10 protein-coding genes are annotated in these 13156 nt (G+C 60.9%); 3 read left to right on the forward strand and 7 right to left on the reverse strand.

What is annotated here, in order from left to right:
* Positions 1-31: 31 nt before the first annotated feature.
* The 7 genes from ACR65K_RS17385 to ACR65K_RS17415 all read right to left on the reverse strand — a co-directional run bounded on the left by ACR65K_RS17385 (position 32) and on the right by ACR65K_RS17415 (position 10021).
* Entirely contained in the window at positions 32-2797 is a 2766-nt protein-coding gene (locus ACR65K_RS17385) for a class I SAM-dependent DNA methyltransferase (RefSeq protein WP_440154256.1), read from the reverse strand.
* Positions 2794-6078, reverse strand: coding sequence for a helicase-related protein (locus ACR65K_RS17390; protein ID WP_440154257.1), 3285 nt, complete (start codon positions 6076-6078; stop codon positions 2794-2796). The genes ACR65K_RS17385 and ACR65K_RS17390 overlap by 4 nt, the downstream gene beginning before the upstream one ends.
* A gap of 415 nt (positions 6079-6493) precedes the next feature.
* Entirely contained in the window at positions 6494-6808 is a 315-nt protein-coding gene (locus ACR65K_RS17395; protein WP_440154258.1) for a hypothetical protein, read from the reverse strand.
* Positions 6809-6844: 36 nt separating this feature from the next.
* Complete coding sequence (locus ACR65K_RS17400; RefSeq protein WP_440154259.1) at positions 6845-8116, reverse strand: Y-family DNA polymerase; 1272 nt, start codon at positions 8114-8116, stop codon at positions 6845-6847.
* Between the two features lie 19 nt (positions 8117-8135).
* On the reverse strand, positions 8136-8567 hold the full coding sequence (locus ACR65K_RS17405) for a LexA family protein (protein ID WP_440154260.1): 432 nt from the start codon (positions 8565-8567) through the stop codon (positions 8136-8138).
* Between the two features lie 184 nt (positions 8568-8751).
* Positions 8752-9768 carry an ATP-dependent DNA ligase gene (locus ACR65K_RS17410; protein ID WP_440154261.1) on the reverse strand — a complete coding sequence of 339 codons (1017 nt, stop codon included), beginning with the start codon at positions 9766-9768 and terminating at the stop codon, positions 8752-8754.
* Positions 9769-9814: 46 nt separating this feature from the next.
* On the reverse strand, positions 9815-10021 hold the full coding sequence (locus ACR65K_RS17415) for a hypothetical protein (RefSeq protein ID WP_440154262.1): 207 nt from the start codon (positions 10019-10021) through the stop codon (positions 9815-9817).
* 635 nt (positions 10022-10656) lie between these two features.
* On the opposite strand from ACR65K_RS17415, the gene ACR65K_RS17420 reads away from it, so the two are divergent.
* From ACR65K_RS17420 to ACR65K_RS17430, 3 genes are all read left to right on the forward strand, one after another.
* Positions 10657-11088 carry a hypothetical protein gene (locus ACR65K_RS17420; RefSeq protein ID WP_440154263.1) on the forward strand — a complete coding sequence of 144 codons (432 nt, stop codon included), beginning with the start codon at positions 10657-10659 and terminating at the stop codon, positions 11086-11088.
* 178 nt (positions 11089-11266) lie between these two features.
* Positions 11267-11518, forward strand: a complete 252-nt coding sequence (locus tag ACR65K_RS17425; RefSeq protein WP_440154264.1) for a hypothetical protein — start codon at positions 11267-11269, stop codon at positions 11516-11518.
* 598 nt (positions 11519-12116) lie between these two features.
* Complete coding sequence (locus ACR65K_RS17430; RefSeq protein WP_440154265.1) at positions 12117-13130, forward strand: DUF4192 domain-containing protein; 1014 nt, start codon at positions 12117-12119, stop codon at positions 13128-13130.
* Positions 13131-13156: the final 26 nt, after the last annotated feature.

Raw genomic sequence — 13156 nt, forward strand, 5'->3', positions numbered from 1 at the left:
CTCCTCTTGTGCGCTGGACATAGACACCCTGCTAGTTCAGTGCAATATACGACCGCCATAGAGCAGACTGACGTTCCTCTAGACTTTGCAAGGTTTTAGCGCTGAAGATCGCCTCTACAGCCTCGTCCGTTTTCGAGTGGGCAGCTATCAGTTCGGGGGGCATCCGATCGCTATAGAGTTCTCCCAAAGACCAGTCAGGGTAAAGTTCGCGCGCTGCCAGGATGTCTTTGGCAACTTGGATTAGTCGGCCCTGTTGTTCACTGCTCGTGGAGGGCAGGGGAAATGTGTTGTAGACGAAAGTGCTGGAAAAGCGCACATCGGATTTTATTCTTCCACCGATGAGCTTCATCCAGTCGACAAAAATGCGGGAAGATAAGATAGCTAGTGCTATTCCATCAGGGTCCGATGCCAGAAAGTTTGCATCCCCGGTGATTACTTCGGGTCCGAAATAGGCAGTGGGAAAGTATGGTCGGTGTTCGCTTCCGTGGCGAGGAATGCATAAGTATGATGACGCTGGTTGCGCAATCTGCCAGAAGAGATGCGGGGGATAGCTTTCATTCTTGGTCCGGATGGAAGGACTCTTACTATCCGCTCTAAAGGAACCGACTGCTGCGACCCTCGTCCGAATTAGTTCATTTTCAAGGTCATCCGCGCGGGCATCCTTCAGCCAGAGGCACCACCGTTCAGCCCCGTTCATCAGTTCCTTTGCACCGACGAAGCGCTTGATGAACCGGCTTGCTACCGGATCCTTCGAGAATCTTTGGAGGTCATCGTTATCCAAGAAGAAGTGCCCCCCATCGTTTGGCATATTCCCAAATGATGCCTTAGGAAGGACCGTGTTGATAGGTAGACCTCTCTTCGTGACCAAGGTGTTTGGGCCTGGACAGAGATATGGGCCAATGTTGTCAACTACCGATTCGTGCGCGGCTCCACCTCTGTCGTAGGTGGTCAATACGGGGCGAGGCTGATTGTCAGTGGCTTTGTCAAAGCCAACTATGGATACGTGAACGGCGGCCTTACCTGCGGCTTCAGATTCCCATTTCATAGACTTGTGGGCAAACCTACAACGCCATCCTGCATTGAGGATGGGCTGCCAAAGGGAGGCGACGGGCTCGCCTTGGCAGACAGAATTGGTCGAGACGAAGGCCCAGCGTCCTGGTACGTCCGCGAAATATTGGACGGCCTTTAGCCACCAACACGTTACGTAGTCAAGATTAATATTGAAGTCCTTCCCCCATATGCGTTGTTGCTCCGCATTTTGAGATGGCGTCCTATTTCCTCTGCCATTAAAAGGTGGATTTCCAACCACTACCACGTGCTGATCCGGTGCCACTATGTCCCGCCAGTCGGTCCTCAAAGCGTTTCCACCTTGGGGGTTATCGTCTGTCGCCGTCACAATTTTTGCCGCTTCAGAGATGGGGAGGCGCTCCGGAGCTTCCCCAAACTTCTCAATCAGTCGAAGGTTGCACTGCCGGTCAATGAGGTGAAGTGCAGTTTCCGCTATACGGGCGGGCCACTCGTCAATTTCAATGCCATAAATCTGGCTCAGCGACACGTGGAGGTCGAGCGTGGCGTCTAGAGTTCGCGCTCCAGTGTCACCCCTGTGATCTTGGAGCACCTCCATGATCTGAAGCTCCAGTTCACGGAGTTCCCGATACGCGACGATGAGAAAGTTGCCACAGCCGCAGGCTGGATCGAGGATCTTGATCTGTCCCAAACGCTTCCGTAGTGCATTCAGAGGAATCGTGGGATTACTCAGCCCCTTGGCGCGTTCGAGTTCGGCATGAAGCTCGTCCAGGAACAAAGGCTTGAGGGTCTTTAGGATGTCCTTCTCACTTGTATAGTGAGCGCCTAGCTCGCGCCGCAGCTCCTTGGACTTCACCGCTTGGAACATTGATCCAAAGATGGCCGGCGAAATGTTGCCCCAATCGAAACGGCTCGCGTCGATAAGGAGGTCACGCATCTTGGCGCTGAGATTCGGGAGCTTGATGTGTTCGGAGAAGATTCCGCCGTTGACGTACTTGAATCGTGCAAGGTGTCCGGTTAATTCAGGCCGGCTTTTCTTATCGGTGTTAAGAACGCCGAATAGTAGTTCGAGCTTGGCCCCCAGATCAGAGCCATCTCTCTCGGTCTCGAACGCGATGAAGTTCTGGAAGAGGTTTTCTTCGTCCCACATCATCGTGTCGTCTGCAAAGACGAGGAATAGAATCCTCGTCATGGTCACCGAGATCTTGTGAAGATTGCCGGCCGCCTCCGGTCCCTCCTGGGGAAGGTGCGCCTCGAGTTCGTAGTAGAGCTTGGCCATAACCTTGGCAGCCTTGGACGATTCTTCGGACTCCTCGACGTCGAAGGCTGTCCGCATTTTTTCCAGCAGCTTTACGAGGCTGATCTCATGGTCGATGTCCAGAGCGATTTTCTCCAACCGCCGTTCAAGGGCTGAATGCTCATTGCCGATGGTGTGTTCGTGAACGAGGAGCTTGGACATATTAGTGCCGCGATTTTTGTTGTATCGCGGCCACCGCCACTCTTGTTTGCTGCCGTCGTGGAAGATGATCAGCCGCTCCGTTGAAGTGGCCGATACTTCCCTGTCGATCTGCGCCTGAGTGGATCGATCTGGCAGGCTGTCGCATGACCAAACGTGAAGCCCGTGAAATCCCGCCACCGGGGTCACGTGAAAGGAGTCGTTGTCCATTTCGACGATCAATGGTTTAGCTGTTGGTTGGTCCCAACCGAGTTCCTCGATGAAGAGGTTCTTAAAGTCGGCTTTGTCGACGTAGGACATGAACTTCGAGGTCACTTGGCTACTCCCATGCTGCAGACGATGCGAATGGAATCCGATTGTTCCTGGTTGCTGAGCACCAGGCGGCCTTCTCTGTGCAGGAGGACGAGGAGGTCGCTCAATTCCGCATCCGAGTACTTCTCAGAGAACGCCCGGGTGAAGCGGCGCTCGGCTTCTTTCGTGAGAGGGCTCCGGTGGACGGCAGTGAGGGCCTTCCCTGCGTCTTCATTAGCTTCAATGAAAGTGTTGGCCATCTTCGCCCAGAGGCGCTTGCGGACACCCCTCAGGCGTCCTTCCTGGACTGTTTGCAAGGCCATAGGGCCGTGGATGAGCGCTTCTTGGAGGTCTAGGTGATCCGGGCGTTCGGGTGCAGTCGGTGTGTCAATATCGGCTTGGAAGACTTTGAGTGCCTCGTGGCCTGTGAGCATTTTGAGAGATTCGACATTTGAGCCAAAGCCGAAGGTGTCCATGGAGTCACCTACGCGGACAAAGCAAGCAACTCCGTCCGCATTATCTTCATCGGCCAGCGGGCGCGTTGAACTGACGAGGTCCGGCATGGCGATTACACGTTCAGCCAGGTCCGGATGGTCCGTTAGGGCTTTGTTCCAAATCTCGAAGGCGAGAGAAGAGGAATCCACGGCGTCGTCGGATTCATCCGCGTCTGATTTCCCGGAGAGGACTTCATCCAGATCCCGGATCTCGTCAGCTGAACCGAAGAATTGTTCGTCGGATCCAAAAGCCTGTGCGCTGGCGGCCAGCCGGTTGGAGATCCGGGAGCGCAGCTTGAGGACAGTTTCTACGTTCTCGTGGAAAAACGAGTAAATGGTGACGGTGTCCGATTCCTGACCGACGCGGTCGACACGTCCGGCACGTTGGATCAAGCGGATGATGGCCCAGGGGAGGTCGTAGTTGACGACTATATGGGCGTCCTGCAGGTTTTGCCCTTCTGAAAGGACGTCGGTGGCGACAAGTACCCGGAGCTCGTCGGTTGCCACCTTCCCAACTGCTTCTTGGCCAGGCAGCTTGTTGGAGTGGGGTGAGAACCGTTTTGCCAGGGCGGTTGGATCGTCCGTGTCGCCGGACGCGACTCCAACGTTTTCTACACCAGCCGCTCGGAGGGCCTGACCAACGTACTCTGCGGTGTCCTTGTATTCGGTAAAGATGAGGACTTTTTCGTTTGCGTGCACGTCTGTGACGAGGGCCAGGATCTCCTTCATCTTTGAGTCCCTAGCGGGTGTCCAAGCCCCGAAGGAAGAGAGAAGCTCCCGTAGATCATCGTTGTCTCGCTCCAGGGCGGCCACGAGAGTAGTTGAGAAAAGCCTTGAGGCCACCCATTCAATGGATGCAGGAGCTTTCGCCCTGAGGTGCTCATACGCCGCAGCCGTGTCGGCGTCTTCTTCGACATCGATGTCCTCGTCCTTGTCGGAGATGAGCATGTTTTCCAGGAGGGTTCCGACTGGTATTTCAAGGTTGTTCGTCACTGCGTAGGCGTAGAGCTCGTTTCGGGCCACGATGCGTTTCAGGGACAGGATGAATGCATGTCCGCAGGAGGAAAGACGTTTGTAAAGGCTGGTGCGGATGAAGCCGGCGACGTGGCCGCGTCCTCGCTCGAGCCGATCAATGAAGTCTTGCTCTTCCTCTGTGTAGGTGAGGCCCTTCTTCAGATAGTCGAACAATCGATAGCGGGGCAGGATGAGATTCTGCAGGGTGTCCAGAGTCTCATCTGATTCCATGATGAACGCAGGATCGTTTGGTCCGAACGTGTGATTGACCGGGATTGCTTTCCGCTCAGGGAAGTAGAACTTGTGCCCGGTGGAAAAGGTGAGGAATTCGCGCTCCACCGGTCCGGAACCATCCGCTGCCTCTTTTAGCTCAGTCTGTGCATAGTTCTTGCGGATGAAGGACCGTGTGCGACGGACCAGATGCTCGCTCATCAACCGTTTCCAGTCGTCAGCCTCTTCGGAGCGTCGAAAAGCAGCCAGGGTCCGGATTTTCCCGTCGACTTTGTCGTAGAGCCTGTCGTCGCTGGCCAGCGCCGCCGTCGGTTCGATGCCCAGGTCCTGGTCGACACCGATATAGAGGCCGAGTTGGTTGGCGACGTCTTCAAAGCGCAGGTTGTAGGGAGTAGCCGTCAGAAGAAGGACCTTGGAGGAGGCGTCCTCGATGTATTTCCTGATGGCCTGATAGTCACGACGCGTGTCGTTGCGCAGGGTGTGCGATTCGTCGCAGATGACGAATCGGTATGGGCGCAGATCCGGTAGTTCTTTGTGAGCCCTGGTGTAGGAAATGACCCGCCCAGGGATGTCATAGGCATCAAGGTATTCCTCCCACATCTTCACCAGGTTCTTGGGGCATAGAACCAGTGGTGTGTAACCCTGGTCGAGATACAACATGAGTGCGGTGGCTGTTGCCGTGATGGTCTTGCCGAGGCCGACGACGTCGCCCAGCATGGAGCCGCCGCGCGTCTCGATGCGCCGGGCAAGCGTCTGAACAGCGCTTGCCTGGTAGACCAGGAGCTCGTCGCGAACGGATGGAGGGAGACTGTACTCTGCGAGCCCCTCTCGGACATCTTTTGAGAGGTGGTAGCAGACCTTGAGGAAGACTTCATAGGGAGTCCTCTGGTCCGAGGCCCAAGATTCCTCAAGTAGTTCTATGAGGTCCGAAGTCAGCTTCAGCGAAAACTTGTCGTTCCATCGGTCCTCGAACCACTGGGCGAGATCCGCCGCGGCTGTGTAGTCCAGGACGTCGACGTTAAGCTCATAGTTTCGAGTCAGGCCGGCCGATGTGAGATTAGACGAACCTACATATCCGGTGACGGGGTTTGTGTTGTCCTGCCTGTGGAAAATATAGGTCTTTCCATGCAGAGGACGTCGAGTGTGGACCTTGATTTCTACGCCGCCACTGTCCAGCTGCCGCTTGAGCGCCTGAAGAGTATCCCGGTCTGCGGCCTTGGGAATGCCCCTGACCAGCTGCTCACGCAGGCTTCGAATGACTTCATCGCGTCGGGCCCGGGCCTTGGAATTATCGACCTCAGTATTGATGGTTACGGGGGCCATATCCGCCTGGAGACCGTCCAACAGCTGCTGGTCGGCGCCGGCGAGTACCATCCCGACCAGAATGCGGGTTACGGGCTTATCATGCTTCTCGGCCTTCGTATCGACGATTTCTTGGAACGTTCTCCAGCCCCGCAGATCAAAGTATCCGACCGCGACATCTAGACGATCCATCGACTCAAACGACTTAGCCAGCTCTGGGCCGATCACTCTGTCCTGCGCAATGTTGTCAAAAATCCGAGTCAACCTAAGGTCCTTCCAAGAACACACCGATGGCGTCAACCGGTGCCGGCCCCCCAAACTTATCCTGCGCCAAGTCCCGCAGTGCGCAGGCGTCGTCCTCAAGTGCTAGGCATCGACAAAATCGAGGTGTCATAGACGACCGAACTTCAGCAAAGGCTGCGGGCCGCCGTCCAGGAGGTCAACGGGACAGACCTGTCCCCGAACGGGTTGTGGCTCCCATAGCCTGACGCTACGCACAACCGGACCGGCGGGTACCAGTGATTACCAAGGGTGGGGGCCCGCTTGTTGGTAGGATAGTGCCACACCCCCAGTTGGCTTCGGCCGCTGGTTAGAAGGCCCCGAGCAACCGGGGCCTTCGGAATTTAAGGGCATCCTTACGCTTCAGCTGCCCGGTGCTGCACACTTGGCAGCCTGGGCATCATCCTTCGGTGACGGACTCAAGCAACCACTGTTCCGAGAGGGGTTCCCGGCGAAGTTCAAAGGTCAGCAGGGGCGAGTCCGAGCCGCCGAGACGAACCTGAACACGCCAGTGTTCGATGTCTACGACGTTCCCGACTCCTACGGGGACGCTTCGGCGGGTTTCCCACCATGAGTCTCTGGTGAACCAGTGGACAGGTTCTTCGGTGACGGCCCAGATGCGTCCGTGGTAGCGGACGGCCAGGGGAGTGCCGGCCTTGGTGAACCGGACATCCACTGGGGTGTTAAGGGTGGGGGCTTCTGGGGTGATGGTCATGTGCTTGGTGTCTTCCTGGGGGGTGCAGAGGGCTGGTCAGGCGGCTTTGACGAGGGGGAGTTCTTCCCAGTGGGTGGTGTATCTGGGGGAGAGCATGTCGCGTTTCATGGTCCAGTCCGGCCCGCCCCGGATGCCGCCGTGACCCAGGCCGATCGAGCCGCGCCCGTACCGGCGCGTGACGTCTTCGAGCAGGGTTCCGATGTGGCGTTCCTCGTGCGGGTTCTCGAACAGGGACAGCGGTGCCTGGTTGCCAGAGGGGCGCAGGTCGGTGACCATGATCCCGGCCCTGGCGTAGCGGACGCCCTCGACAATCCGGGGCAGGAGCGCGTGGCCGGCTTTGGTCAGGATCACCGGGTCAGCGGTCGGCATCGGCAGCGGCACGCACACGGAGGGATAGGAAGTGTCGTTGGGGTTGAAGTGTGAGGTGCCGGCGAACGCGGTCAGGACCTTGGCCTGCAGGCCGTGTTTGGCCAGCCGGGCCGATGCTTGCTGCCCGTAGACGCTCATGACCTGCCGGATCCCCGCCGCGGTGGTGATGGGCTTGGCGAAGGAGCGGGAGAAGATCAGCTGGTCCCGGCCGATCCGTTCCTCTTCCATGGGGATGCAGGGCGTTCCCTGCAGTTCCAGGACGGTGCGCATCATCACGACCGAGAACTTGTGCCGGATCGCGACCGGGTCGGCCCGGACCAGGTCGGCGATGGTGAAGATGCCCATCACGTTCAGCCGCCTGGTCAGCCTCCCGGCGATGCCCCACACTTCTTCCACGGACAGCCGGCCCAACAACGCCTCCCGCTCGGTGGCCGGGACGGAGTCCCAGTGGCACACCCCGGCGAAGGCCTTATTGTTCTTCGCCCACTTGTTGGCCAACTTTGCCAGCGTCTTCGTCGGCGCGATCCCGACACAGACCGGCACCCCTACGTGCCGCCGGACCGCCGCCTTCATGGACCGGCCCATCGTCAAAAGCTCCGCTGGGCTGCCTTTGACGCCGAGGAAGGCTTCGTCGATGCTGTAGACCTCCAGCCAGGCCGAGTAACGGCCCAGCAGCTCCATCACCCGGGCGCTGATGTCCCCGTACAGCTCGTAGTTGCTGGACAGTGCGACGAGGCCCCATTCCTTCGCCCGCGGGGCGAGTTTGAACCACGGCTCTCCCATGCCGATCCCCAGGGCTTTGGCTTCGGGGGAGCGGGTCACCGCGCAGCCGTCGTTGTTGGACAGCACGATCACGGGTTTGCCTTCCAGTGAAGGGTCGAACGCCCGCTCAGCGGACGCGTAGAAGCAGTTCACGTCCACGTGAGCGATCTGCGGCATGTGCCGTATCAGCGCCGGCTTAGACATGATGCAAACACCTGGTGACCACGCCCCAGATGGTCAGGTCCGACAGTGCCGGGACTTGGATGTCCGGGTAGGCGGGGTTTTCCGCCTGCAGCACTACCCCTGTGGGGGTGATGCGCAGCCGCTTGATTGTCAGCTCCCCGTCCAGGACCGCGATGACCACGCACCCGTCGTGCGGTTCCAGCGCCCGGTTCACGATCAGCTCATCGCCGTCACTGATCCCGGCACCTTCCATGGATTCCCCGGACACCCGTACCACGTAGGTGCTGGTGATGTCCTTAATCAGGTGCGCGTTCAGATCGATCCGGCCATCGAAGTAGTCCTGCGCCGGCGACGGGAACCCCGCCGCCACCGGCACCGGAGAGACCAGCACCGACAACAAGGAAACGCCCGCATCTATCACACGGGGACCGACAATAACGCCCACGACACACCTTTATTCGAATATATGTTCGAGTTAATCAGTGTACGCGTCGGGGCTGACAATGGGTGTTCTTTGACCAATCGCACCCCGGAAACCGGAGCGGGTTATGCCCATTGTGGGCAGGTGGAGACCGGAGGATGAATCTCAAAGCTGTCCACACTGGGTATAACCCGCCGCGGCGCCGTCCTCAGCGGTGCCTGTTGTTCAATTCAGGGGGAACCCTGACTTCTGCCGGGTCCAGCTCCGGCCTGACACGCTTCCAAGTGACGGGGTGCCGAAAGGACGTGCCGGACCAGGCGACGTCGGCCGAGACCTCGACCACGACTGGTTCGACCAGTGTCAGCCGCACGGGGCCTTTGTCCTTGCTGAATCTGTTCAGGGAGGACTCCTTGATCTCTTCGGGCCACGGATGCCCGGGCCCGGCCGGGTAGAGGTGCCGGCCCAGTTCACGCCCGGCCATCGTGGACAGGACGGTCGAGCGGCCGACAATCTTCAGTTCGCCGCCCATGGGCAGGCCGGCGATGATGGCCTGTGGTTGGGCCACGGACCCGATCACGGCCGCGCACACCACGTCCCAAAGATCCTTGTGCTTGAGCTTTAACCAGATCCTGGCAGCCTCGTAGGGCTGGGAGCCTTTGAACACGAGACCTTCGATTCCTGTCGCGGGAAGATCCCGAAGCCAGGTCTTCGCCAGGTCCATGTCCCTGGTGACGGGGGAGAGGTGCAAGGGTGCGGCCCAGTCCCGGGCGAGCTCCTCGAGCAGCTGCCGGCGCCCGGTGAACGGCACACCCCGGGTGTCCTGCCCTGCAACGGCCAGAACATCGAAGGCCACGAACGAAGCGGGCAGCTCATTGGCCAGGGCCGGCAGCGCGGCCCTGGAGGTGACCATGCGCTGCTGCAGCGCCTCGAAGTCCAACCGGTCCCGGTTCCAAATGACGGTTTCACCATCCAGGACCACCCCGGGAGGCACCTGCTCTGCGAGAGCGGCAGCTGCGTCTGGCAGGATTCGGGTAAGTTCCTTGCCCTGTCTGGACCACAGCGTCACCTTGCCGCCGTCGTTAAAGGCGGTAGTGCGGTAACCGTCCCATTTGGGTTCGGCCCATAGGCCGCCGGGCAGTGCGTTGGGGCCGGGGAAGGTCTTGACGAGTTTCGCCAGGGCAACCGCGACCGGTGGGTGCAGTGCCGGCGGAAGGGACTCGGCCATGGGCCCAGCCTAAAGGAGAAACCAGCACGAACGTCCGTGCTGGCTTTTACTTGGCGGTAGGGCCTTCCGTCGCGGCGTCCTCCGCGTCGACGCGGCGGAGTAATGCCGCCACGCTCCGCACAGCTGCGGGATCTTCCTGCCAGGGCTTCCCGCCCCGTGAGCAGGCATGGAAACCGGTGACAGCTGACTCTTTGGCCGCCTCGGCGAGTTCGGCCCAGGCCGCTTTCAGATCTGCCACCTGCTCAGGAGTCAACGGCTGCTGTTCCTTCGGCTCAATGGCCGCTGCGAAGGCGGGGCGACCAGCAGCCGTTGCCGGCTTGCGCCGACGAGCGAACCAGCTCCACAGACCCATCGGCTTTCCCTTCGTATCCCAATGACCATCCAGGGCAAAAGCAGAGGGCCGCAACCGGTGGGAATGGGCCCTCTGCCCTGGGGTGTAAACATCCTGCTGCTTACGCTTTCGAGCATGCCACACGGGTAACTGATGGTGCATGCTCGCAGGGCTCGCACTCCCTGCGGGCGTCCGCTGGCGTCCGCTGGCGCGGCCGGCTGTTGGGGCCAGTGCCGGCTCCGCAGGGCTCCGCCGTCCCTGGTCCTGTGTGTCTACGACGTTTTTTGGCTGCTGTCCTTCGGATTGTACGTGCCCGTTCCGGCCCCTCTAGCCCCTCCGTTCCTCCGGGGCCTGCGGCCCGGGAAAGTCTTCTCCGGCGCTCCTTCGTCGCTTATTTCCTCCGAAGATTTTCCGGGTCTTGCCCTGCGGGTAGACGGGCCTGCACGGGCACAGCTCCGCAAGCTTCGCCAGCAGCCAAAAAACAACGGGGGGAGAGGGGAGCTGGCCGGTCACCTAAGCCGCCCCGACCCACCCACGTCTCTGCAAGGACAAAAACCATGACCGCAGTAAGCAAAAAGACCGTGACCCTCGCGGACACCGGGGAAACCATCGACGGCGTGACCGTGCTGGGGGATTACCACATGAACGGCGGTTACGACTGGATGGAACTGATCGAAGAGCACGGCTGGGCCGTGCTCTCCAGTTGGGGCTGTGACGGCTGGGACCTGGGCCAGTGGCCCTATGTCATGGTCGCCGTGACCCGCACCGCTGACAGCATCGGCAACCTGTTCGGCATCGCCACCTACTGCGAGGGCGACGTGACGTGCACCTACTACCGGACGAAGGCCCGGCTGTGGGACGCGATCACCGAGCAGGCGTTCTACCACTGGAAGAACGGGCAGGCCCAAGGCCCGGCAGACCTGCCGGAAGCCGCCGCCGAACTGCCCAGCCGGTACCGGATGCCCTACGCCGTGCGGGACGCCGCTTAACCAGCACTGACAACCGCTGTACTGCCCGGCCGGAGCCGGGCAGTACAGCACCCCACCATCTTTCGAAGGAGCCAGCACATGAGCAACGACACCACCGCCCCCAAGGGCATCACCGCCCTGATCTACCGCGACGCCCTGGGCCCCCGACTTCTCAAACCGGGGCATCTCCGCCCGCGTCATGGAAGTAACCGTCATCGGCGAAGGCATCGACCCGGTTTTCGAGGCCACCGAGGAACGGCCCGCCGTCCGGCTTGTCAAAAACGAGCACTTCCACCGCGAAACCGTGATCCACGCCGAACCGGTCACCCCGGAAGGTGAACCCGCCCCGTGGTACATGTTCGGCGGAACTTTCATCTTCAGCAGTGACGCCCGCTTCCGTCGCGCAGCCGGACACTACGGAGCCGTCCCGCTCCACGACCGCCGAGAATAGGCCCGAGGGTGGCCGGTCCTTTTGGGGCCGGTCACCGCGGGCGGTCCGCCGTCGTGGCCGGCTTGCGCTGGTGGTCGCCGGCGGCGGACCGCCAACCCCGCAGCGGCCAGGTGCCGGGCAGCGGCCGCCGGCGGCAAGCCGATGGGCGGTGGTGCCGTTGGGTTGTCCCTGGGCAGGAAAGTGAAGGGCAGGCTCGCAGGACTCGCCCTGGTTTCCGCTGCGCTCCAACCAGTTGATGGGCGTCCGCTGGCGCGGCCGGCTGTTGGGGCCAGTGCCGGCTCCGCAGGGCTCCGCCGTCCCTGGTCCTGTGTGTCTACGACGTTTTTTGGCTGCTGTCCTTCGGATTGTACGTGCCCGTTCCGGCCCCTCTAGCCCCTCCGTTCCTCCGGGGCCTGCGGCCCGGGAAAGTCTTCTCCGGCGCTCCTTCGTCGCTTATTTCCTCCGAAGATTTTCCGGGTCTTGCCCTGCGGGTAGACGGGCCTGCACGGGCACAGCTCCGCAAGCTTCGCCAGCAGCCAAAAAACAACGGGGGGAGAGGGGAGCTGGCCGGTCACCTAAGCCGCCCCGACCCACCCACGTCTCTGCAAGGACAAAAACCATGAACGACTTCATCAAATTCACCGGTCCCGCCGACATCCTGGCCTTCATCCCGCACACGCTGGGCGAGACCCCAACAGAGTCCTTCGTCGCCATGACGATGCAGGGCAACAAGCTCGGCGCGACCCTGCGCGTGGATGCCCCGTTCGGGCAGGATCCGGTCGGGTACGCCCAAACCATCGTCAGCTACCTCACCGCTGACGAGGCCGCCACCGGCAGCCTGCTGGTCATCTACACCGATGAGAGCACGATCGACGGCAGCCGTCCCTACGCCGGGCACGTGCAGGCACTGCGCAGCGAACTGGAAACCGCCGGGATGCCGCTGCAGGACGCATGGCTGGTGACCTCCGAGTTGTGGCGGAACTACCACTGCACCGACATCAGCTGCTGCCCTGCCCAATCGCTGGACTCGATCACCACGAGCAACGGCAACGCCGCCCTGATCTACCGGGGGAGCGCCGTCACCGGGTTCACCGCGCCCGCACCGTTCACAGGTGACGAGACGGCACGGGCGGCGATCGCCGCGCACAAGCCCGACGGCTGGCCCGAAGACCTCGAAGCCAGCCGCGCCGCATGGGCCAAGGTGCTGGACGACCCCAAGAGCCTGACCACCGCCACCGCGCACCAGCTGGCAGGAGCGTTGCAGCACCCCACCATCCGGGACTACATGATGAGTGACATCGTCCCCCACACCCCGGAGCAGTTCACCTCCATCATGCTCGGTGTGTTCCTGAGCCGACCGGACTGGGCCCGCGTGGACACGGCCCAGGAAGTCGCGTTCGAGCTGATGAAAGCCACCCCGGAAGGGCAGCGCGCCCCGATGCTGTGCCTGATCGGCTGGCTGGAATGGCTCAAAGGAAGGTCCAGCTTCGCCGCCCGGTATTTCAAGCTCGCACTGGAGGACGTCGCCGGATACCGGCTGGCGGACCTGCTGGGCGAACTGGTCAACCGTGGACTGGTGGCAGACTGCACGCGGGACCCGAAAAAGGCCTATGACCGCCGCCTGAAGCACTAGCTTCCACGAGGGCCGGACTCCACGAC

The organism is Arthrobacter sp. SAFR-179 (assembly GCF_059414945.1).

Bases quoted from the DNA above. Each gene is read 5' to 3' on its own strand.
- ACR65K_RS17395 (WP_440154258.1), bottom strand. From the start codon at position 6,808: ATGACCATCACCCCAGAAGCCCCCACCCTTAACACCCCAGTGGATGTC.
- ACR65K_RS17400 (WP_440154259.1), bottom strand. From the start codon at position 8,116: ATGCCGCAGATCGCTCACGTGGACGTGAACTGCTTCTACGCGTCCGCT.
- ACR65K_RS17410 (WP_440154261.1), bottom strand. From the start codon at position 9,768: ATGGCCGAGTCCCTTCCGCCGGCACTGCACCCACCGGTCGCGGTTGCC.
- ACR65K_RS17420 (WP_440154263.1), top strand. From the start codon at position 10,657: ATGACCGCAGTAAGCAAAAAGACCGTGACCCTCGCGGACACCGGGGAA.
- ACR65K_RS17425 (WP_440154264.1), top strand. From the start codon at position 11,267: ATGGAAGTAACCGTCATCGGCGAAGGCATCGACCCGGTTTTCGAGGCC.
- ACR65K_RS17430 (WP_440154265.1), top strand. From the start codon at position 12,117: ATGAACGACTTCATCAAATTCACCGGTCCCGCCGACATCCTGGCCTTC.